The organism is Streptomyces sp. NPDC048441 (genome assembly GCF_043200235.1).
Classification (GTDB): domain Bacteria; phylum Actinomycetota; class Actinomycetes; order Streptomycetales; family Streptomycetaceae; genus Streptomyces.
In genome coordinates, this window is record NZ_JBICXM010000019.1 from 63379 (window position 1) to 84438 (window position 21060).

Consider the following 21060-nt stretch of genomic DNA (forward strand, 5'->3'; position numbering starts at 1 on the left):
CTGTGGAGCACCAGTCGGGCGATGCCCCTTCTCAATCTGTCGTGCGCCACTTGAGAACCGGACGAGGCAGTCTCGAGGACGATTGCCGCATGACGGCCATTCGGGGCTTCGCTGCAGGGAAACTCCAGCGGGATTAGGGACACTTGCGCTATGTGGATCATCGCCGCGCTCGCCGGGACGTTCGCCGTCGTCCTCATCCCCGCCTTCCTCGGCCGCCGTCTCTTAGGCATCGACGCCGGTCCGCTGCGGCTCGTGGTGGCGGGGATCGTCGGGATCTCCGTCTCGGGGTCGCTCCTCGGATCACAGCTGCAGAACTCGGACCGTCGGAACACACTGCTGTCGCTGATGATCGGGATCGGGCTGCTGGTGGCGATGGTCACGCTCGTCGCGCTGCGGGAGCTGCTGCCCCCGGGGAGCGGGCCGTTGGACCTGTTCCGCGGGATCAGGGGGCGGATCTCGCGGGGGCGCCGCTATACGCACATCGCCCGGATCGCCGGACGGCACGGGCTCGGGCCGTATCTGCGGGGGCGCAGGTCCGTCGAGAGCGACGGGGCGCCCCATCAGCTGCTCGCGCAGGAGTTGCGGCAGGCGTTACAGGCGGGCGGGGTCACCTTCGTGAAACTCGGCCAGCTGATGTCGACCCGGCGGGATCTGCTGCCGGAGCCCTATCTGGAGGAGCTGAGCCGGCTACAGGACCAGGTGGCGCCCGCCGCCTGGCCAGAGGTCGAGCAGACGCTGATCGCCGGGCTCGGGGCGCCTCCGGGGGAAGCCTTCGCGCACTTCGACAGGATGCCGCTCGCCGCGGCCTCCATCGCGCAGGTGCACGCCGCCGTTCTCCATGACGGGACCCGGGTGGTCGTCAAGGTGCAGCGGCCGGGGATCCAGGAGGTCGTCGCGCGCGATCTGGACATCGTGAACAGGCTGGCGGCCACGCTGCAGAGCCGTACCGGCTGGGGCCGGAGTCTGGGTCTGACCGATCTGGCCCGGGGGTTCGCGGTCGCGCTGTGCGAGGAGCTCGACTTCCGTATCGAGGCACGGAACATGACGTCCGTACGAAGGGCGGCCGAGGCGCGCGGCGACGTGAGCGTCACCGTGCCGCGGGTGTACGACCAGCTGAGCACCGCGCGGGTGCTTGTGATGAGCCGTATCGACGGCGTGCCCCTGGGCCAGCTGGCGCCCGCCGCCCCGGAGCTCGGGGAGAAGCTGGCCCATACGCTGCTCACGGCGCTGCTCAACCAGATCATGCAGGACGGGGTCTTCCACGCCGATCCTCATCCGGGGAACATCCTGGTACTGCCCGACGGCACGCCCGCGCTCCTCGACTTCGGTTCGGTGGGCCGGCTCGACGCGGGGCTGCGGGCTTCCATGGCCGGGCTCTTCCTGGCCGTCGACCGGGGGGATCCCACCGCCCTTTGCGATGCGCTGCTCGAGGTGACCAACCGGCCTGAGCAGGTGGACGAGCAGCGGCTGCGCCGGGCCCTCGGCCACTTCAGTGCCCGCTATCTCGTCCATGGGGGTACCCAGGACACGGCGATGTTCACGGAGCTGTTCCGGCTGATGACGGACTTCCGTCTCGCGGTCCCGCCGGAGATCGCGGCCGTGTTCCGGGCGCTGGCCACGATAGAGGGCACCCTGACCCGCCTTTCGGACGGCTTCGACATCGTGGAGGCGTCCCGTGCGTATGCCGCGACGGAGTTCGCCCGGCAGCTGAGCCCCGGGACGGCGGGCGACACGGCGCGCGACGAGCTGGTGTCGCTGCTGCCGGTGCTGCGTCGGCTGCCCCGGCGCCTGGACCGCATCAGCGGGGCCCTCGAGGAGGGCCGACTGGGGGTGAACGTCCGGCTGCTCGCCGATCCGCGGGACCGGCGGGTGATCGGCGAGCTGCTCAGCCGGGTGCTGCTCGCGTTCCTCGCGGTCTTCTTCGGCATCGCCGGGGTGATGCTGCTCCTGGGCTCGGAGGGCGGTCCTGTGGTCGCCACCGGTCTGGGTCTCTACGCCCTGATCGGCTACCACTTCCTGCTGCTCTCCGGGGTTCTGGTGCTGCGTACGGTCTACATGCTGGCGCGTCCGCTGAGCTGAGGTCACCGGCCGGTCCTGGCCCGCGTACGAGTGATCCTCGATCCGTCGCCGGGAGAATCGGCGCTCGCCTGTCGACAGGAAGGGAACGCCCGATGAGCCAGGTTCGGCATATCGACGTGCATCACCACTTCATCCCCGAGTTCTACCGCGACATCGCCGGGCAGGCAGGTCATGTGCTCTCCGGCGGCGCGCCGATACCGCCGTGGACGCCCGGGGAGAGCCTGGCGATGCTCGACGACGCCGGGATCGAGTTCGCGCTGCTCTCGATCGCCCCGCCGGGGGTGTACTTCGGGGATCCGGCAGCGGCGGCCGCGCTGGCCACCCGGTGCAACGACCACCTCGCCGAGCTGATCAAGGAGCATCCGGGCCGCTTCGGCGGGTTCGGGGTGCTGCCCCTGCCCGACGTCGACGCCGCTCTCGCCGAGATCGACCGGATCTTCGACGTACACCGCCTGGACGGTGTGGGGCTGTACACCAATGTGGCCGGCCGGTACCTCGGCGATCCCGCCTTCGAGCCGGTGTTCGCCGAGCTGAACCGGCGCCGGGCGGTGGCCTATCTGCATCCGGCCGAGCCGCCGGTGGATCCTGCCCCGGGCCTTGGACTGCCGGGCTGGTACGGCGAGTTCGTGTTCGACACGACCAGGGCGCTGTCGCAGATGATCGTGCAGGGCACGCTCAGCCGCCATCGCGATGTCTCGCTGATCGTGGCCCACGCGGGCGGCACCGCGCCGGCCATCGTCCAGCGGATCGAGAACGTGCGCCGGACGACGCCGGACGCCGCGCAGGAGACCTCCGTCGACTTCCTGAAGCGGCTCTACTTCGACACGGCAAGCTGCGGCGCGGGACACGGGCTGCGGCTGGTCCGCGACCTGGTGGGCACCGAGCGCATCCTGGTCGGTTCCGACTACCCGTTCGTGCCGCCGCACTCGGTGGGGGCGCTGACGAAGAACCTCGCCGATCCGCGTTTCCTGGGCGTCGGGCCCGCCACCTTGCGGGAGAACACGGTCCGTCTCTTCCCCCGCCTGGGCTGACACCACGTCAGGAGCCGGTACGGGGCCGGTCAGACGCCGAGGCGCCGGGTGAGCGGCCGCCGGGCCAGGAGCAGGCCCGCGCCGACGGCGAGCACGACGAGGCCGAGCGTGAGGAAGTAGCCGGGGCCGGGGACGTCGTCGCCGGAGACCTTCAGCGCGTTGCCGCCGAGGCCGCCGCCGAGCGCGCCGGACAGCCAGAACAGGGACACCATCTGGCTGACGAACGTCGCGGGGGCGATGGCCGTGGTGGCGCTCATGCCGACCGGCGCGAAGGACACCTCGCCCGCCGCGAGCAGCAGGTACGCCACGATCAGCCAGAGCGGGGAGACCAGTTCGCCGCCCGAGGCGGACAGGGCCGCGAGGGACATCACCAGGTAGGCGGTGCCGGTGCAGGACATGCCGATGGCGTACTTCACCGCGGTGGCGACACGGGATCCGGCATGTGTCCACAGCCAGGCGAAGAAGGGGGCGGTGATCAGGACGAAGAGCGGGATCGCGGCATGGAACCAGCTGGCGGGAATGGTGGTGCCGAACATCTCGCGGTCGGTGGACTCCTTGGCGAACAGAGTGAACACGGAGCCGCCCTGAAGGAACATCGCCCAGAAGACCGCCGAGGCCGCGAAGAGCCAGATGTACGTCTTGACCCGGGTCCGCTCGTCGGCGGTCAGCAGCGGGTTGCGGAGGAGACGGGTGAAGCAGTAGACGGGCAGGACGACGCACAACAGGCCGATGAGCGCCATGACATGGCCGATCCGGAACGAGCCGAGGGCCGCGTCCGTGCCGTACCCGAGCAGGAGGAGCGCGCCGCCGGCCAGGGACGCGCGCCGCACCCGGTCGCGCTGTATGGGGGTGGCCGCCCGCTCGGGCACCCGGCCGACGTCGCCGAAGTGGCGGGAGCCGCGCACGTACTGCAGCAGGCCGGCGGCCATTCCGGCCGCCGCGAGGCCGAAGCCCAGGTGCCAGTTGACGCGTTCACCGACGACTCCCACCACGATCGGTGCGAGGAGTGCGCTGACCTGGACGCTCATGTAGAAGATGGCGAAGCCCGCGTCCCTGCCCGCGCGGTCGTCGGGGCGGTAGAACGCGGAGAGGAGGCTGGCCATGTTGGGCTTGAGGAGCCCGGTGCCCGCCGCGATAAGGAGCAGACCCGGGTAGAAGAACCCGGGGTGCGGGACGGCGAGGCAGAGGTGGCCGAGCCCGATGGTCACCCCGCCGTGGAGCACCGCCCGGTAGGAGCCGAGGATGCGGTCGCCCAGCCAGCCGCCGGGCACGGAGGTGATGAACACCGAGGCCATGTAGAGACCGAAGAGGAGCGTGGCGTCGGCCTTGCTCATGCCCAGGCCGCCGCCGGACTTCTCCTCCGTGGCGTACAGGACGAGGATCGCCGTCATCCCGTAGAAGCTGAACCGCTCCCACACGTCGGTGCCGAACAGGGTGTTGAACCAGCGCGGCCGTCCCAGCAGCCCCGTCTCCGCGGACTGCTGGGCGGCCTCTGGCCGGACCGGGGCGATCGTCATGGTTCCTCCGTACGTCTCCGGGGCAGGGAGCGAGGTTCGTACGGATGCACCGAGGACGGCTCGAGACCGCCTCAAGACCGCCTCGGGATCAGAAGTACACCGGGGACCGCTCGTCCGTCCGGGTGCGGAACGCCCACCACTGCATGGCCTGGAAGGCGAGCAGCACCGGCAGCACAAGGAGCATCACGGGACCGACCAGGCTCAGGGTGTCGGGGTGGGCGGCGGCCTCGGCCAGCGAGAGATCCTCTCCCCCGTACGTGCTCATCACCGTCTGCGGAAAGCGGCCGAGGCCGATCGCCAGGACGGGAAGGCACGCGGCGAGTCCGCTGAACAGCGGGGCGCCCGCGCTGTCGGACGCCACGAGCCGTGCCGCGAGCAGCGCGGCGGCGATCGCGGCCGCGGCGATCAGCACGGCAGGGATCGCGTTGGGCACTCCGTCCCGGGTCCTGGCGTCGAAGGTGGCGGCGAAGAGTGTGAGCAGCCCGAGCCCCGCCGCCGCGATGCCCAGCCGCGAGGTCAGCTCCGCGGCCCGTTCGGCGACCGGACCCGTCGTCCTGCGGGCCAGGAACACGGCGCCGTGGAGCGCCAGTACGGCGACGGCGGTCAGCGCGGACACCACCGGTACGGGGCGCAGCAACAGGTCGAGGGAAGGGCTCAGGTGCCCGTCCTTGACGGGGAGCGCGCCGAGCACCGCGCCGCCCAGGGCGCCCCACATGAGGGCCAGTGCCACGCAGGCGGCCTGGACCACGGCGTCCCAGCGCTGCCGCCAGCCGGGAGTCGGCACGCGGCGGCGGAACTGGATCGCGGCGTGCCGCAGCAGCAGCGCGGCGACAGCCACGACGATCAGCGGGGCCATGCCGCTCACGACGGTGGACTCCAGGCCGGGGAATCCGCCGAGCGTGATGCCCGCGGCGGCCACCAGCCAGACCTCGTTGCCGAGGAAGAACGGCCCGGTGGCCGCGTCGACGGTGCGGCGGTCCGCGTCGGTGCGGGCGACGAGGCGGCCCACGATCCCGCTGCCGATGGTGATGCCGTCGAGTACGAGATAGCCCGTCAGCAGCAGTGCCAGCAGGGCGTACCAGATGTTGTCCCACATGGTGTGCGCCTTTCAGTAGGTCAACGGGGCTGCGTCTGCGGGCTTTTCGTCCGGGATCGGGGCCTTCCCGATCTGCGCCTCGTCCGGTCCCCGCCGGGCGAAGCGGAGCAGCAGGGCCCAGTCGACGAGCGTGAGGGCCGCGACGAGTACGCCGAAGACGAGGAGCGAGGCGAGCGCACCGCCGGTGGTCAGTCCGGGGGTGACCGCTTCCTCGGTCTTGAGCACTCCGTAGATGGCCCAGGGCTGGCGCCCGGCCTCGCGGAAGATCCATCCGGCGGTGCTCGCGAGGTACGGCAGGACCACGGCGGCACTGAGCAGCCACAGCAGGATGCGGCGGCGGATCAGGTTCCGTTTGATCAGGAACAGCGTGGCGATGACGGTGACGGCCATCATCACGCCCCAGGTGGAGATCATGAAGCTCTCCGCGGTCTTGACGTAGTCCGGGCTGAAGTAGTTGTCGGGCCCGAACTTCTCGGTGAACTCCTTGGCCTGGGCCACCGCGTCCTTGTCCCCCGGACCGAATTTGGTCGGGGTCTGGTCGGCCACCACCTGGAACAGGCTGGCACCCATGGCACCGGTGATCATGGCCATGACCGCGGCGACGGGGAGGGCCAGCTTCATCGACGACCAGAAGAACTCCGTGTGTGCGGTGCGCCGTCGCAGGTGCCAGGCGCTGACCGCGACGACGAAGAAGGCTCCGGTGGTCAGCGCGCCGGTCAGGATGTGCGCCATCGCGGAGCTCGCGTTGGAGTTCTGGAAGAGGGTGGCGGCATTGATCGGCACCATCTCGCCGTCGACCTTCCGGGTGCCCACCGGGTTCTGGAGGAACCCGTTGGCGGCCATGACGAAGAAGACCGAGGCGTACGCGGTGAGGGCCACCAGCCAGATCAGTATGGTGTGCGCGGTGCGGCCCAACCGGTCCCAGCCGAAGATCCACAGGCCGAGCAGCGTGGACTCGGCGAAGAACGCCACCAGAGTCTCCACCGCGAGGGGCGCGCCGAAGACGTTGCCCGCGGCATGGGTGAGTCCGCTCCAGTTCAGCCCGAACTGGAACTCCATCACGATGCCGGTGCCGATTCCCAGGGCGTAGTTGATCAGATAGAGCTGGCCCCAGAACCTGGTCTGCGCGCGGTGCTTCTCCTTGCCGGTGATCGCCCAGCGCGTCTGCATGACGACGAGGAAGGTGACCAGGCCGAGGGTCAGCGAGACGAACAGGTAGTGCGCGATGGCAGTGAGGGCGAATTGGAGCCGTGCGAGTGTGAGCACGTCGTCCACGAGGGTCTCTCCTTGTGCAGCCGAGCGTATGGAAGGGCCGGTGCGACGGCCCCATGGCGGAGTCCGGACGCCGTCAGGGGCGCCCGGACTCCCGTATCGGGGTCAGTGCTTCTCGAGGTTCAGCTTCGGCAGCATCCGGTCCAGGCCTGCCGGGATCCACCAGGCCTTCCGCCCCATCAGCTGCATCGCGGCGGGGACGATCATCAGGCGGATGATGACGGCGTCTACGAAGACGGCGACGGCCATCCCGAAGCCGAACTGCTGCAACATGCGGTCGCCGTTGAGCATGAAGGCCCCGAAGACCGCGACCATGATGGCGCCGGCGGCGATGATGACTCCGCCGGTGTGCGCAAGGCCTTCGCGGATGGCGGTGCCGTGCTCGTTCGTACGGTCCCACTCCTCCCGGATCCGGGTGACGAGGAAGATCTCGTAGTCCATGGACAGGCCGAAGACGATCGCGAAGACCATGATCGGCAAGAAGGCCTCGATCGGTCCGGACTCGATACCGAACATGCCCTTCTGGAAGACGAGCGTCATCGCACCGAGCGCGGCTCCGATGCTCAGCAGGTTGAGGAGCGCGGCCTTGAGCGGAACGAGCACCGAGCGGAACACCATGACCAGGAGGATCAGCGAGAGTCCCACCACGATCGCGATGAACAGCGGCATCCGCTTGGCGACAGTGTCGGAGTAGTCCACGACGGCCGAGGTCGATCCGCCGACCAGGTACTCGGCGCCGTTCTCCTTGCCGAGGTCCGGAAGGACGTCGTCGCGCAGCACGTGCACCAGGTCCGAGGTCTCGGCGTCCTGCGGAGCGGAGTCGGGGAACGCGATCACGGTGAACGCGCCCTTGTCCTCTGCGGGGATGGGGCCGGTGGCGGCCGCGATGCCCTTGGTGTCGTTGAGCTTCGCGGTCAGTGCCTGAGCCGCCTGGTCCTTGCCTTCGGCCACCACGACCAGCGGGCCGTTGAAGCCGGGGCCGAAGCCGTCGGCCAGCAGGTCGTAGGCGCTTCGACTGGTGGACTTCGCCGGGTCGTTGCCCGCGTCGGCGAAGCCGAGCCGCATGTCGATGGCGGGGGCGGCAAGGGCGCCGAGCGCGACGACGGCAAGGACCAGGACGGCCAGCGGCCGGCGCTGGACGAATCCGGCCCAGCGGCGCCAGCCGGTACCCGGGGCGGGCTTGCCCTTGTCGATCCGCTTCTGGGCCTTGGCGGTGAACTGGCGGGCGAAGCGCTTGCCGAAGATCGCAAGCAGGGAGGGCAGCAGGGTGAGCGAGGCCAGCATGGTGACAAGGACGGTGAGCGCGAGCGCCACGGCGGTGCCCTGCAAGGAACCGAGCCCCAGGGCCACCAGGCCGAGCAGGGCGACGATGACCGTGCACCCCGCGAAGAAGACGGTGCGTCCGGCCAGGTCGAGCGCGCGCCGCGAGGCATCCTCCGGCGAGGCTCCCTTGACCAGTTCGGCCCGGTAGCGGGCGAAGATCAGCAGTGCGTAGTCGATGCCGACGCCCAGGCCCACCAGGATCATGATGTACGGGGTGTAGCTGGCGATGGTGAAGGTGTGCGAGAGGACGATGATGGCGCCGAGGGTGCTGCCGACCGCGAACACCGCGGTGATGACCGGCAGTCCGGCCGCGATGACCGTGCCGAACATGATGCCGAGGATCACCAGCGCGGCGAGCATACCGGCGCTCTCCGCCGCGCCGCTCTCCTGCTCGGCCAGCTTCCTGGCCGCGTCGCCGCCGAGTTCGACCTGGAGACCGTCCGACTGCGCCTTGCGGGCGGTGTCCAGGATGCGCTGGGTGTCGGCCTTCTCCATGTCCTCGGCCTTGCCGTCCAGGACGACCGTGGCGTAACCGATCGTGCCGTCCTTGGAGACAGCGGACCGGTCCTGGTAAAGGCTGCGCACCTGGGCGACCTTGGGCAGGTCGGCCACCTCGGCCAACATGCCGGTCACCCGCTGCTTCACGGTCGCCGCGGTGAGGCCGTCCTTGTCGTGCAGCACGATGTCCACGGAGTCGCCCGCGTCGGCGGACCCGTGCTCCTTCATGACGTCCAGCGCCTGCTGGCTCTCGGTGCCCGGCAGTGAGAAGTCGTCACGGTAGCGGTCACCGGCTGCCGACGCTCCCGCCCAGACGCCGACGAGGATCACCAACCACAGCACCAGCGCCGTCCACCGGTGGCGCTGGGCGAAGCCGGCAGTGCGCTCGAGGACGCTTCTGCGGGGTGGGGGCGGCGCCGGGCGGTTCTCCTGTGCGTGGGCGGGCGTGTAGGTCACCGTGCGCTCCTTGTCTGGGTCACTCACCCAGGGATTCCACAGCGTTGTCGAGCACCACTTGAGGCGCACTCGAGCACGAGCAGAGCCGGCCGGGCGTCAGTTCGTAGGGGTGGGGGGCAGGGAAAGGTGCAGCACACGCAGCACCCGGGCCCCGCTCTTGGGCTCGGGGGCGTCCTGTCCTGCGCGCAGCAGAGTGCGCCGGGTGACCGTCATGGTCACCGGATCGAGCTCAGTGATGTGCGAGTGGACCGCCGGGTCCCGCAGGGCGGCGCGGTGCCGTTCCCGTTCGAGTTCGGCGACCGCGCGCAGATCCGTCACGGGCCCCAGTTCCTCGGACTCGGTCACCAGATGCGCGACGGGTCCCGTACCGGTGCTCAGCTGGATCACGGCGCCCGTCCGCACGGGCACCGGGCCGAACGCGGAGCACAGTCCGGCGTACTCGGCTCCGGTGAGAAAGGAGCTGAACTCGGCGGTGTCGGCCCACACGTAGAACGGCGCGTAGCTGTTGTGTCCGTCGCCGCTTTCGGCCTCGGTGACGCAGAAGGCCTTCAGCAGCAGTCCTGCCCTGGCGTCCCAGGGCGCGGCCTTGGCCGCCACCCGGTCGCGTATCCGGGCCATGTCGTAGTCGGCGGGAAGAGGGATGGAGTAATGGGCGGACAGCATGGTCCGGTCACCTCGTTCGCTGGGAACGGCAGAGGAACTGCCGGTCGCCGAGGGTGCCGTTTCGTGCTTGAGCCCTGGTCGGGCGGTGGAGGGGCGCGGCGGCTACTTGGCCTGAAGGCGCCCGGTCTCGGTGTGGAAGATCTCGTTGCCCCGGTTGGTGATCTCCAGGAGCAACTCCTGCTGCTCCTCGGTGAGTCCGGTCAGGAGCTCGCCGATCGCCGTCCGGTAGTCGGTGAAGAGGACGTCGACCTGTGAGGCGAAGGCCTCGGGCACGGCCTCGACGATGACGCGCCTGCGGTCCACCGGGTCGGGCCTGCGCCGGACGAATCCGGCCTTCTGGAGCCGGTCGATCACCGTGGTGATGGCGCCGCCGCGGCTGAGACCGACCCGTTCGGCAAGGTGTCCGGGGGTCGTGGGCCCTTCCAGGTCCAGCAGGCTCAGGCAGTTGAAGTCGGTGGCGTTGAGCCCCACGGCCTGGGCCACCGCCGACTGGAACAGGACGGTCCTCGCGGCCTGCACCCGCAGCGCCGTCGCCAGTGCCAGCAGCCTGGATCCGGAGCTGCTCACACTGTCCGCCGCACCGTCAAGACGCATGTCGGGGCTGCCCTTTCTGTCTGGTGACCGAGACCAGCAGCGTACTGCCCTGCCGGGTCCGCTCCGTCGTCCGGTAAGCGCTCTCAGGCGGCCCGTCGCGTCCTGTCGACGCGCATCCTGACGGCCTTGGCACCCACCGAGAACAGCGGCCCACTGGTCGGGAACGGCTTGATGCGGCCGTTGTGGAAGGCCTCGACGAGCCAGCGGCCGTCCTGTCTGACCAGCGTGAGCGTCTGCCTCGAGAGCCGCTTGGGCACGACGTGGGGCTGCCAGGGGTAGAGCGCGGCCCCGGTGGCGACCACCACCACCACGTCGTCGCGCAGCACATGGACGCTCTCGATCTCGTGGGTGACCAGCCGCGTCCCGTACAGCATGGTGCGGAACATCAGGCTGTGCATGTCCGCGATCTCCTGGCGCCCCCTGAGCATCGCCCCGTCGAACTGGACGTAGGTGGCGTCGGGGGCGAAGAGCGCTCCATAACCCTCGCCGTCCGCGTGGTCCCAGCGGTCGCTGAGGTCCTGCATCAGGGTGCGGACGTCGAGTTCTGTCGGGTTGATCGTGGTGGTGGACATGACGGCCTCCTCTCGGACGAATTCTCTCCATCTTCATGCTTCTCTAATTTAGAGAGGTTTTTTCGCCCCGTCAAGCCGCAACGAGCCGCAACGGAAAGCACCCCGGGCGGGCCGCTTCAGCGGCCCGCCCGGGGTGCTTCGACACGCACTCAGAGCGCGATTCAGAGCGCGATTCAGAACGCGATTCAGAACGCGATCGGGAAGAGCCCGTCGTACGCCCCCGCCCGGACGGCGAGCAGCACCGCGAGCGTGCGCAACGGGGTGTGGTCGGCCGACTTCAGCTGCCCCCCGGTCTCCGCGCAGCGGTCCCCCGCACAGAGCCCCGCCCGCCGCCAGGCCGCCTCGACGTCCGTACCGGGGCGCGTGATCCACACCCCGGCCACCGAGGACTCGAACGAGGCGCCCTTGCCGCTGGAGTACACACCGGCAGCGACCCGGGACGCCCCCGACTCCCGCACCGCCTGCTGCCGCAGCCGCGCGTCGTCGCACGTCCCGGCGACGGCCGCGAGACGCGCGGCACGGGTCAGCGAACCAGCCTTGTCCGAACTGCCTTTGCCCGAACTGCCTTTACTCGCAGGGGACTTGACGGTACGCAGCACCGAACCCGGTGCGCACAGCTGGTCCCGGCCCCGGGCGGACGCCCCCAGGTCGAGGGCGCTCAGCAGCAGCCGGGCCTCGTCAGTGGCGGGGACGGCGGACGCCGTCGGCGCGGGCAGCGTGGTGTCGACCGTGCGGACGAGGGGAGCGCCCAGCCGCTGGGCGAGCTGCCGCAGGTTCACTCGGCCGGCCAACTGCGCGGTGTCGTAAGGGGCCTTGTGCCGGGAGGCCGCCGGCAGCCAGACCTCGCGCACCTGGCGGACAAGACCCGCCGCGAACGGCTCGGTGTACCCGGTGCGCCCGGCGACCTCCATCGCGGCGGCCGAGGAGCCGAGCGCGGTCTCCCGCGCCTCCTTCCTCGGCCAGCCCATGCGGGAGTGCGGCCCGGGAGCGGGCGCCTTGGCACCCGCGCAGCCAAGGCGCAGGGCCAGATAGGTGGCCTGCGGATCACCGGCCGTGCCGCCGGGCAGCGCGACGCTGCCGTCGGGCCGTACCGCCGCCGCGCAGGACGCCGGGTCGAACGCCGGCAGCCGAACGCCGAGTTGGCCCGCCGCCGTGCGCAGCGCGTCCTCCGAGGCGAGCCTGACGGCGTCCATGCCGCGCTGGGCCAGGGTCCGCCGGGCGGCCTCGGTGAGCGCCGCTGTCCGCGGGGGCGGGGTGAGACCCAGGGTGCCCGCGGTCTGCAGTACCGAGATCGCGGCGCCGGGGTCGCGGGTGACATCGGCCGGGGTCAGGGAGGCCAGCAGGCCCGCTGCCCGTGCCCGCACCGGTGCGGGCACGGGCAGCCCGAGCCGGGCAAGCACCCGCACGGCCACCGCGGTGCTGCCCTCGTCGGCCGCCTTGGCCGAGCTCGCCGTGCGGTAGCCGTCGCCCCTGCGCAGCCCTTCCAGGGCACGGGCGACACGTGCCCGGTCCGGGCGGCCGCCCGCGGCGAGCTGGGCCTCGACGGCGAACTCGATCTGGGCGATCGCGGGCAGGCCCGAGGACTCCAGACGGCCCTGCTCCGCCGCGGAGGCCCACGGCCGCATCCGGTCCGGTTCGACGTGTACGCCGCGGGAGCCCGCGAGCTTCGCCGTGCGCAGCCGCCAGGTCGTCTCGTACAGCGAGAAGGGCGAGCCCGCCGTGGACCGGGCGCCGTCCACGAAGTAGCCGCGCTTCCCGTCGCTCACCCAGGAGTCGAGGAGCAGTTGCCGGGCGTCGACGCGCGGCGCCGGCGCGTCCGCACCGGCGTCCCGCGCCCCGGAGGGTCCGCCGGGACCGCAGCCCGTGACGGCCACGAGCAGGGCAACGCAGCAGGCCCGCACCGCTCCCAGCCGGGAGCGGTGCGGGCCGGGGGAAGCCGCCCCCATCAGCTGTAGGCCCTGTCCTGGCTCGTCACGGTGAAGAAGGACGAGCCGAACTGGAAGGTCCCGGTCACCGAGTGGCTGATCCGGAACACATTCGAGTAGTCGGCCTCGTTGGGCGGGTAGAACGCGACCTGGTCATAGGCGTGCTGGCTGTACCAGTTCCGCTCCACGCTGGTGCTCCAGCTCGCCTCGGCCGAGCTGCCGGTGCTCTTGACCGCGGCTCCCTCCGGGGCCCCGACCACCAGGAACGGAGCGCCGACCGAGCCGATGCGCCACGTGTCGGTGTGCTTGATGCTGTCCGCGTTGAACGGGCGGCCACCGAGCCAGGCCACATCGGACTTGGTGTCGGTGAAGATGGCGTAGTACTCCATGAACGGGACCTTGACGAAGCTGGACCCGGCCGCGGAGATCTCCCCGGGGGCCCCGCCCTCGGGCGAGACCCGGCTCGACTTGGTGGAGTCCAGCCACTGGTCACGGGTCGGGAAGCCGGACTGGTCGCCGTGGCCACCGCTGTCGCCGCCGGAGCCACCGGTGTCGCCACCCGTGCCGCCGCCACCGGTCGTCCCGCCGGTCGTCTCGCCCGTGCTGCCGCCCGTCGTGTCGGCCGTCGTACCAGCCGCGGTCTCCTGGGAGCCTGCGGCCTTCTGACGCTCCTTGCGCTCCTTCTTCGCCGCATCGACGAGTTTGCGCTTGTTGCGTACGGACGGGTCCGCGACCCGGACCTCGCCGTGCGCGTCCTCCTTGTGCACGACGGTTCCCGGTGTGGCGCTCTCGGCGGCCTGGGAGTCCGAAGCGCCCTGGGTCACTCCGACGGCGACTCCGGCCAGGAGCAGCGCGGCCACGCCGGCCAACGAGGCCGAGCGCCTGCTGCGGATGGCGATCCCCATGGTGGGTCCTTTCTGTGTCGACGATGTACGGGGGCGGGTTGGGGTCACGACTGCGGGCGCCGGACGAAGATGTCGGGCTGTCCGTTGGTGTCACCGGCGACCAGGTTGGTCGCGTAGGAGGCGAAGACGACGGAGCGCGCGGTGAAGTCGGAGTCCGGGAAGTAGCTGGCCGCGTCGGCCTGCTGGCCCCCGTCGCCCACGCTGATACGGCGCAGACCGCCCTTGGGCAGGTCGGCGACGAAGATGTCGCGCACCTTGTTGGTGTCACCGGAGACCAGGTTGGGTCCCGCGGACGACATCGGTACGTGCTTGGAGTCGCCGCTGATACTGGCCCAGAACGTGCCGCCGGGCGCGGGGACGCCGTCGGCTCCCTTGTCGAGGAGACTCAGCGTGCCCTCCTGCAGATCCTGTAGGTACGCGTGGTTCTGCCCGGTGGACGGGCTCTCCGCGGTCAGGTTGGTGGCGTGCGAGTTGAGCACCACGTAGCGGTTGTCGTCGCTGATGGTGCCGCCGATGGTGATCTGGTCGGACTCGACGCCCTTGGCGCTGACGCTCAGCCGGGTGGTGCGGCCGGTGCGGACGTCGTGCAGGAATTCGTCGACCTTGCCGTTGGTGTCCCCCGCCACCAGATTGGTGGCGTTGGAGAAGAGGGTGATGAAGCGGCCGTCGGCGCTGATCTGGGTGCCGTCGGTGGCCGCGTTGCCCGGGGTGCCGTCGGAGCTCCTGCTCGTCCGCACCACGGTTCCGGTCTCCATGTCGCGCACCACGCTGTCCCAGGTGTCAGGCGTGTCGCCGCCCAGGATGTTGGTGGCCGCGGTGGTGAAGGCGACGTGGCGGCCGTCGGCGCTGACGGTCGGCCGCATACTGTCGTTGTCGCCCTCCTTGCCGTCCTTGTCCCGGGAGACCAGGACGGTCTCGCCGGTCCGCAGGTCGGCCCGGAAGATCTGGGACTTGCCGCCACGGGTGCCGGGGACCAGGTTGGTCGAGTCGGCCGCGTAGACGACGTAGCGCCCGTTGTTGGAGATGATCGGGTCGATGCTGGTGCAGCCGTTGGACTCGCCGCCGTGCATCCCGGTGTTGACACGGGTCGTCCTGGACTCGGTGAGATCGCGCAGGAAGATGTCGCTGCAGTCGTTGCGGTCCCCGCTCACCAGATTGCTGGCGTGCGACGCGAAGACGACCAGGCGGCCGTCACCACTGATCGAGGCCCGCTCGCTGGGGCCGTTGGCCGGTTCACCGCCCCGGCCCACACTGACCAGCAGGGTCTCATCGGCCGATGCGGCGGCCTTCTCGGTCTGCTCCGCGGCGGGCGCGGGCGCGGCGGTGGCCGCGACGAGCGCCAGCGCGGAACCCAGCAGCGCTCCGCGCGTGGCTCGTACACGCCCCGCTCGTTCCTTGGTCATTCAAGCCTCCTCGTGCCGCAGCCGCTCGGCCGTCGGTTGCGGCCGAGATTCACACCGGCGGCTCGGGAGGGACTCGAGAGGACCTTGACACCACGCCGGAGCGGCGTTGCGCAGGAGGCGGACAGAGCACAGCCACCCGGGTCCGCGGGGGAATGAAGACCCGGATGGCTGTGGGTTCAGGAAGCGGCGCGGGGGCGCCGCCGGCGGTTACGCCACGGAGACGGCCGGGAGCACGGCACGGCCGAGGCGGGGCTCGACCCGGAGCACGAGGGCACGGGTCAGCCGCTCGGCGGGCGCCTCCGCGCGGCCTTCGGCGGTCCACTCGGCCTGCTCCGCCACCAGCGTTTTCACGGCTTCCCCTCACCGCTAGACTAATCCCATGGATGGGATTTCTTGATCCATGGGAAATCTCGATGGATCGAAATATATTTGCCGGAGGCTTCTCATGTCAACTCATGACCGAAGGGCAGAGCTCGTCGCCAGGATCGAGGACGACGTACGGGACAACGGCGGGCGCGGCCAGCTCTTCCACCAGGCCATCGCGGAGCGCTTCGGGCTCAATCCGACCGATCTCAAATGCATCGACCTGGCCCGCAGCGAGCAACGGCCGACCGCGGGCAGGCTTGCCGAGATCACCGGCATGAGCACCTCGGCGACCACCGCCGTACTGGACCGGATGGAGCGGGCCGGGTTCATCGAGCGAGTCCGCGACCCCGGCGACCGGCGCCGGGTCATCGTCGTCTCCACCGGCCTCAGGGAGCAGGAACTGGCCGAGGCGTTCGCGCCGATGAGGGAGGTCATGCGCACCGCGCTCGAGGCGTACGACGACGAACAGCTCGCCCTCATCGCCGGATTCACCGGCCGGGTCAACGACATCCTGCGGGAGGTGACCAAGGAGTTGCCGGCCCGGCCGCCCGCGCGGGCGGCCGGCTCCGCGGTCACCAGGCGACGGGAAGCGAGCTGACGCCCCTGATCATTCCCTTGCCCCAGACCACCTCGCCCTCGGCGACGGCGAGCCTCAGCGCGGGAAAGCGCCGCAGCAGCGCGGTGAACGCCACCTGGAGCTCGGCCTTGGCCAGGGGCGCGCCCAGGCAGTGGTGGATACCGGGACCGAAGGCGATGTGCCGGTTGGCCGTGCGGCCCAGATCGAGCCGGTCAGGATCAGGGAACACGGCGGCGTCCCGGTTGGCCGATGCCGTGGACGGAATGACGCCGTCCCCCGGACGCACGACCGTGGAGCCGATCTTGAACTCCTCGGTCGCGATCCGAATGGTGCCGCCGCTCACCGGCCCCGGCGTCCAGCGCAGCAGCTCGTCCACGGCCGCGGCCGGAAACTGCTCGCCGCCGCGCAGCGGCTCCAGCTGTTCGGGGTGGCGCAGCAGCGCCAGCACCGAGTTGGCGAGGGAGTGCGCCACCGTGTGATACCCGGCGGTGATCAACGTCCCCGCGACCGTGACCAGTTCGGCGGCGCTCAGCCGGTCGTCGTCCCGGGCCGAGATGAGCGCGGAGAGCAGATCGGCGGAGTCCGGGTCCTCGGGGGGCCGCCGCGCCTTCTCGGCGATCAGGTCCCGCAGATAGTCCGCGAGCCGCTCCCTGGCCTCGGCCACCGCCTCGCCCGCCCCGGGCTCCAGCGTCAGGGCCGCGTCGGTCCAGGCGCGGAAGGAGTCCCGGTCGGCCGGGGGCACGCCGAGCAGTTCACAGATCGTGATGATGGGCAGCGGCATGGACAGGTGGGTGACGAGGTCCGCGGGCGAACCCGCCTCCTCCATCACGTCGAGGAGCGCCTCGGTCGTCCGGGCGATCCCCGGCTTGAGCCGCTCGATGCGGCGGCTGGAGAAGGCGGGCACAAGGAGTCGGCGCAGCCGGGTGTGGTCGGGCGGGTCCATCGCCATGAGCGAGTCGGGCTCGGGCCGGGCAGGGCCAAGACGCACGGAGCCCTCCCGCGTGGTGGCCGCCCGGCTCAGACGCTGGTCGGAGAGGACAGTGCGGACGTCCTCGTACCGGGTGACCAGCCAGGCCTCGTACCCGGTCGGCAGCCGCACCCGGGCCACCGGATCGGTCTCCCGCAGGCTGCCGAACTCGCTCGGCGGGTCGAAGAGCTGGTCGGGCTGGAAGGGGAAGCGCAGCTCACCGTCGGCGTCGTCCGCCATGTCAGTCCACCACTTCCATCTGCCCCATCATGCCCATGGTCAGATGACCCATCAGGTGACAGTGGTACATGAACTTGCCGGTGTAGTCGGTGAACTTGATCTTCACTCGGGCCTTCTTGCCCGGCATCACCGTGATGGTGTCCTTCAGCCCGGCCTCGCTCGGTCCGGGTGCCTTGCCGTCCCGGTCCACCACCAGGAAGTGCTCCAGGTGGGTGTGCAGGGAGTGCGGGATGCCGAACTTGGTGTCCGTGTTCTCGATCGTCCAGATCTCCGTGTCACCGAGCTTCGGCTTCAGGTCCACCCGGTTGACGTCGAATTGCTTGTTGTTGATGAGGTGGTGGCCCGTGGCCGGGTCGAACGACATGACGAACTTGCGCTCGACGGTGGCCGTACCCAGGTCGGGGGCGGGCCGCAGCACATCGGGAACGCTGCTCGGGTCGTCGGCGGCCCGCACCACGTCGAACCGCATGACCTCGGCGGGCTCACCGGGGTAGCCGATCAGGTTGCGCAGCACGACCTTCGAGCCGACCGGGAAGCGGGAGAAGTCGATCACGACCTCCTGCCGCTCGGCCGGCCAGATCTCCATCGTCTTGGTCGCCACCGGCGCGGGCAGCAGCCCGCCGTCGGAGGCGATGTGCGTCATCTCGTGACCCTCCTCCCCCAGTTGGAGAAGGAAGGCGCGCTCGTTGGATGTGTTGGTCAGCCGGAACCGGTACTTGCGGGCCGCCACCTCGAAGAACGGGCGCGGGGCGCCGTTCACCAGGACGGTCGGGCGGTCCATGAAGTCTTCCATGTCGTAGACGAGTGTTCCGTCGGCCGCGAACTTGCCGTCCCGCAGATACAGCGGGACGTCGTACTGGCCCTTGGGAAGCGGGAGCCGCTCCTCGAACTCGTCGGTCAGCACATAGCCGGCGGCGACACCCCGGTAGATGTTCTCGGCGTGCGCCTGGTGCGAGTGGTCGTGGATCCACATCGTCGACGCCTGCTGCGTATTGGGGTAGACGAACACCCGGCTCGATTCCGGCAGGTTCTCGTCGTTGGGGTGGCCGTCGAACCGGGCCGGCACGTGTCCGCCGTGCAGATGCATGGAGAACGGCACGTTCAGCTCGTTGACCTGCTGGATGACCACCGGGCGCCCCCGAGTGGCCCGGATGACGGGGGTCAGATCCCCGTTGAAGGTGCGCATCCTGGTGGTGGTCCCGGGCAGGATGGTGGTCTCCACCTCGCGCGTCGCAAGGCGGTAGAAGTCGTAGTCGGTGAACCCGGCGATGGAACGGCCCTTGGTACGCAGCGGACGCAGCGCCCGGGGCACCCGCAGCGGCACCCGGAACATCTGCTCGGCCGCGACCGCCTTGGACGCCGCCCCCGTCGTACCGAGAGCGATGGCGGCGCCGGATCCGACCGCCAGAAGTCCCGTGGCGGCTCCCGTCTTGAATATCTGTCTGCGCGTCAGCACCGTGTCTCCTCCGCCCGGCCGCCGAAGCCGCCGCCTGTCTCTCCATGCATGTCTGTACGGCGCATTCACCCCGAACGCGCTCGGAGATCGCTAGAGCGCTGATGCAGCCGGTGACGGCTCCCGGTGGATCTTGTGCTGCGCCGCCTGGGCCCGGGGCCGTACCACCAGCAGATCGACGTTGACGTGCGCGGGGCGGGTCACGGCCCAGGCCACCGTGTCGGCGATGTCGACCGCGGTGAGCGGCTCGGCCACGCCCTCGTACACCTGGGCCGCCTTGCGCTCGTCGCCGCGGAAGCGGTTGAGCGCGAATTCCTCGGTGCGCACCAGGCCCGGCGCGATCTCGACCACGCGCACCGGCTTCCCGCACAGCTCCAGGCGCAGGGTGGCGGCGAGCGCGTGCGCACCGTGCTTGGCCGCCGCGTAGCCGCCGCCGCCCTCGTACGTCGAGTGCCCCGCGGTGGAGGAGAGCACGACGACCGTGCCGTCGCCCGAGGCCGTCAGAGCGGGCAGCAGCGCCTGGGTGACGTTCAGGACACCGAGCACGTTCACCTCGAACATGGCCGCCCAGTCGGCGGGGTCGCCCTCGGCGACGGTCTCCGTGCCGATCGCCCCGCCCGCGTTGTTGACCAGCACGTCGACCGCGCCGACCGCGGCCGCGAAGGCCTCGGCCTGGGCCCGGTCCGTGACGTCGAAGGGGTGGGCCAGCGCCTCGTGCCCCTGCCCGGTCAGCTCTTCGGCGAGCGCGTCCAGGCGGTCCTTGCGGCGCCCGGTGAGCACCACGCGGTACCCCTGTGCGGCGAGCCTGCGCGCGGTGGCGGCTCCGATCCCGCTGCTGGAGCCGGTGATGACAGCGGTACGGGTGGTCATGGGAAGGCCTCCTGCTCGGGCATGGGGCCGGAGACTCACCGGCCCTGAGCAGCGTGCCCACCGCCGCTCGAGTGTCCCTGCATTCCCTGTCGTACGGCGGCCCCGCCTGCCGCGCGGCCCGCCGTCACCCGTGGCTGCCCGCGCCTTCGATACACACTGCACCCATTCTTGAGTCCCCCTGCGGAGCATGCCGAGCCTCGGATCAATCCAATTCGCACCGCCCGCGGTGCGGTGCACCGTCCCGGCCTTCGTCTCCGGGACTGAGGAGGAACCCGTCATGCACGCGACCCCAAGCCGCCCTGACTCGTCGACCGATGGGAGCGGACGTCTCGCGCGCCGCGGGATGCTGGCCGGACTGACGGCAGCTGCCGTTCTCGTCCCCACGGCCACGGCATCGGCGGCATCCCGGCAGCGGCGCTCCCCTGCCGGGCCGACCATCCAGGCCGTCGCCTCCGCGACGGGCATCGAACTGAGCACCCGGACGGTGCCCGCGGGTCCTGTCACCCTCTCGGCCTCCACGACCGAGCCCAAGCAGCAGGCACTCGGCCTCATCCGGCTGCGCCCCGACACCGACCTGGACACCTTCCTGGTCCATTACAAGACCGCGGCGACCGCGACGGACCCGGCGGCGCGGCGGGCCGCGCTCGCGCAGATCGACGCCGAGGCCCACTACTTCGGCGGTGCGGCGGTCACCTCGGCAAGCGGCACCATCTCCGTGTCGTGGATCCTCGCCCCCGGCACGTACCACCTCATCAACTACACGACGGTCGATCCCGCCCACCCCGAGATCGGGATACGCGAGCTGCGGGTCGGCCCGCCCGAGCACCGGCCCGTCCAGCCGTGGGCCCCGACGCAGGTCGTCTCCCCCTACGACGACGGCCCCGACGGCCGCTTCCTGGCCGCGTCGGTCCTCCCCGCGAACGGCACCTTCCAGGTCGTCAACCACTCCGCGCAGCTGAACGAAGTGATGCTCTACAAGGCGACCGCCGAAGCCACCACCGAGACCGTCACGGCCTGCATGGAGGCGCTGCGCCTGGGCAAGGAGCCGCCCCTCTTCCCCTTCACGGGCCTGCCCACCGGACTCACCCCGCTCTCCCCCGGCGCCTCCGCGGTCTTCTCGCTCTCCCTCAAACCCGGCCGCTACCTGATGACCAGCTTCATCAGCAACCGCACCACCCTGACCAAGCGCGCGTTCGAGGGCATGTGGCAACTGGTCACCCTGCGCTGACCCTTCCCCCCATGCCGCCCTGGTC

General features: G+C 70.6%; 18 protein-coding genes. 4 read left to right on the top strand and 14 right to left on the bottom strand.

Annotated elements, in window-relative coordinates; all coding sequences use genetic code 11:
• Positions 1-150: 150 nt before the first annotated feature.
• Complete coding sequence (locus ACGFSB_RS34150; RefSeq protein WP_393407507.1) at positions 151-2079, top strand: ABC1 kinase family protein; 1929 nt, start codon at positions 151-153, stop codon at positions 2077-2079.
• A 92-nt stretch (positions 2080-2171) separates the two neighbouring features.
• Positions 2172-3110 (top strand): amidohydrolase family protein, encoded by a 939-nt coding sequence (locus ACGFSB_RS34155; protein ID WP_393407509.1) that lies wholly within the window; start codon positions 2172-2174, stop codon positions 3108-3110.
• Between the two features lie 29 nt (positions 3111-3139).
• On the opposite strand, the gene ACGFSB_RS34160 is transcribed toward ACGFSB_RS34155, so the two are convergent.
• The 11 genes from ACGFSB_RS34160 to ACGFSB_RS34210 all read right to left on the bottom strand — a co-directional run bounded on the left by ACGFSB_RS34160 (position 3140) and on the right by ACGFSB_RS34210 (position 15685).
• On the bottom strand, positions 3140-4627 hold the full coding sequence (locus tag ACGFSB_RS34160; protein ID WP_393407511.1) for a peptide MFS transporter: 1488 nt from the start codon (positions 4625-4627) through the stop codon (positions 3140-3142).
• Positions 4628-4715: 88 nt separating this feature from the next.
• Positions 4716-5723: a cytochrome d ubiquinol oxidase subunit II gene (locus ACGFSB_RS34165; RefSeq protein WP_393407513.1), complete on the bottom strand. Its 1008-nt coding sequence runs from the start codon at positions 5721-5723 to the stop codon at positions 4716-4718.
• Positions 5724-5735: 12 nt separating this feature from the next.
• Positions 5736-6998, bottom strand: coding sequence for a cytochrome ubiquinol oxidase subunit I (locus ACGFSB_RS34170; RefSeq protein WP_393407515.1), 1263 nt, complete (start codon positions 6996-6998; stop codon positions 5736-5738).
• Between the two features lie 102 nt (positions 6999-7100).
• Positions 7101-9272, bottom strand: a complete 2172-nt coding sequence (locus tag ACGFSB_RS34175; protein WP_393407517.1) for an MMPL family transporter — start codon at positions 9270-9272, stop codon at positions 7101-7103.
• A gap of 96 nt (positions 9273-9368) precedes the next feature.
• Positions 9369-9935 (bottom strand): DUF4865 family protein, encoded by a 567-nt coding sequence (locus ACGFSB_RS34180; RefSeq protein ID WP_393407519.1) that lies wholly within the window; start codon positions 9933-9935, stop codon positions 9369-9371.
• Between the two features lie 102 nt (positions 9936-10037).
• Positions 10038-10529, bottom strand: a complete 492-nt coding sequence (locus ACGFSB_RS34185) for a MarR family winged helix-turn-helix transcriptional regulator (RefSeq protein WP_393407521.1) — start codon at positions 10527-10529, stop codon at positions 10038-10040.
• Positions 10530-10612: 83 nt separating this feature from the next.
• On the bottom strand, positions 10613-11101 hold the full coding sequence (locus ACGFSB_RS34190) for an SgcJ/EcaC family oxidoreductase (RefSeq protein WP_393407523.1): 489 nt from the start codon (positions 11099-11101) through the stop codon (positions 10613-10615).
• 185 nt (positions 11102-11286) lie between these two features.
• Positions 11287-13047, bottom strand: coding sequence for a hypothetical protein (locus ACGFSB_RS34195; RefSeq protein WP_393407525.1), 1761 nt, complete (start codon positions 13045-13047; stop codon positions 11287-11289).
• Complete coding sequence (locus ACGFSB_RS34200; protein WP_393407527.1) at positions 13047-13931, bottom strand: hypothetical protein; 885 nt, start codon at positions 13929-13931, stop codon at positions 13047-13049. Before ACGFSB_RS34200 ends, ACGFSB_RS34195 begins: the two co-directional genes overlap by 1 nt.
• 44 nt (positions 13932-13975) lie before the next feature.
• Complete coding sequence (locus tag ACGFSB_RS34205) at positions 13976-15334, bottom strand: hypothetical protein (RefSeq protein ID WP_393407530.1); 1359 nt, start codon at positions 15332-15334, stop codon at positions 13976-13978.
• Positions 15335-15541: 207 nt separating this feature from the next.
• Positions 15542-15685, bottom strand: coding sequence for a hypothetical protein (locus ACGFSB_RS34210; protein WP_393407533.1), 144 nt, complete (start codon positions 15683-15685; stop codon positions 15542-15544).
• Between the two features lie 94 nt (positions 15686-15779).
• Between ACGFSB_RS34210 and ACGFSB_RS34215 the strand changes: the two genes are divergently transcribed.
• On the top strand, positions 15780-16298 hold the full coding sequence (locus tag ACGFSB_RS34215; protein WP_393407536.1) for a MarR family winged helix-turn-helix transcriptional regulator: 519 nt from the start codon (positions 15780-15782) through the stop codon (positions 16296-16298).
• Here ACGFSB_RS34215 and ACGFSB_RS34220 read toward each other — a convergent pair.
• From ACGFSB_RS34220 to ACGFSB_RS34230, 3 genes are all read right to left on the bottom strand, one after another.
• Entirely contained in the window at positions 16273-17484 is a 1212-nt protein-coding gene (locus ACGFSB_RS34220) for a cytochrome P450 (protein WP_393407539.1), read from the bottom strand. The genes ACGFSB_RS34215 and ACGFSB_RS34220 overlap by 26 nt on opposite strands.
• A gap of 1 nt (position 17485) precedes the next feature.
• Positions 17486-18940: a multicopper oxidase family protein gene (locus ACGFSB_RS34225; RefSeq protein ID WP_393407541.1), complete on the bottom strand. Its 1455-nt coding sequence runs from the start codon at positions 18938-18940 to the stop codon at positions 17486-17488.
• A 90-nt stretch (positions 18941-19030) separates the two neighbouring features.
• Complete coding sequence (locus ACGFSB_RS34230; protein ID WP_393407544.1) at positions 19031-19807, bottom strand: SDR family NAD(P)-dependent oxidoreductase; 777 nt, start codon at positions 19805-19807, stop codon at positions 19031-19033.
• Positions 19808-20084: 277 nt separating this feature from the next.
• Between ACGFSB_RS34230 and ACGFSB_RS34235 the strand changes: the two genes are divergently transcribed.
• Positions 20085-21035: a hypothetical protein gene (locus ACGFSB_RS34235; RefSeq protein ID WP_393407546.1), complete on the top strand. Its 951-nt coding sequence runs from the start codon at positions 20085-20087 to the stop codon at positions 21033-21035.
• Positions 21036-21060: the final 25 nt, after the last annotated feature.

Coding starts and splice junctions, on each gene's coding strand:
- ACGFSB_RS34160 (WP_393407511.1), bottom strand. CDS start 4,627: ATGACGATCGCCCCGGTCCGGCCAGAGGCCGCCCAGCAGTCCGCGGAG.
- ACGFSB_RS34190 (WP_393407523.1), bottom strand. CDS start 11,101: ATGTCCACCACCACGATCAACCCGACAGAACTCGACGTCCGCACCCTG.
- ACGFSB_RS34230 (WP_393407544.1), bottom strand. CDS start 19,807: ATGACCACCCGTACCGCTGTCATCACCGGCTCCAGCAGCGGGATCGGA.
- ACGFSB_RS34185 (WP_393407521.1), bottom strand. CDS start 10,529: ATGCGTCTTGACGGTGCGGCGGACAGTGTGAGCAGCTCCGGATCCAGG.
- ACGFSB_RS34200 (WP_393407527.1), bottom strand. CDS start 13,931: ATGGGGATCGCCATCCGCAGCAGGCGCTCGGCCTCGTTGGCCGGCGTG.
- ACGFSB_RS34155 (WP_393407509.1), top strand. CDS start 2,172: ATGAGCCAGGTTCGGCATATCGACGTGCATCACCACTTCATCCCCGAG.
- ACGFSB_RS34150 (WP_393407507.1), top strand. CDS start 151: ATGTGGATCATCGCCGCGCTCGCCGGGACGTTCGCCGTCGTCCTCATC.
- ACGFSB_RS34195 (WP_393407525.1), bottom strand. CDS start 13,047: ATGGGGGCGGCTTCCCCCGGCCCGCACCGCTCCCGGCTGGGAGCGGTG.
- ACGFSB_RS34205 (WP_393407530.1), bottom strand. CDS start 15,334: ATGACCAAGGAACGAGCGGGGCGTGTACGAGCCACGCGCGGAGCGCTG.
- ACGFSB_RS34165 (WP_393407513.1), bottom strand. CDS start 5,723: ATGTGGGACAACATCTGGTACGCCCTGCTGGCACTGCTGCTGACGGGC.
- ACGFSB_RS34235 (WP_393407546.1), top strand. CDS start 20,085: ATGCACGCGACCCCAAGCCGCCCTGACTCGTCGACCGATGGGAGCGGA.
- ACGFSB_RS34180 (WP_393407519.1), bottom strand. CDS start 9,935: ATGCTGTCCGCCCATTACTCCATCCCTCTTCCCGCCGACTACGACATG.
- ACGFSB_RS34215 (WP_393407536.1), top strand. CDS start 15,780: ATGTCAACTCATGACCGAAGGGCAGAGCTCGTCGCCAGGATCGAGGAC.
- ACGFSB_RS34220 (WP_393407539.1), bottom strand. CDS start 17,484: ATGGCGGACGACGCCGACGGTGAGCTGCGCTTCCCCTTCCAGCCCGAC.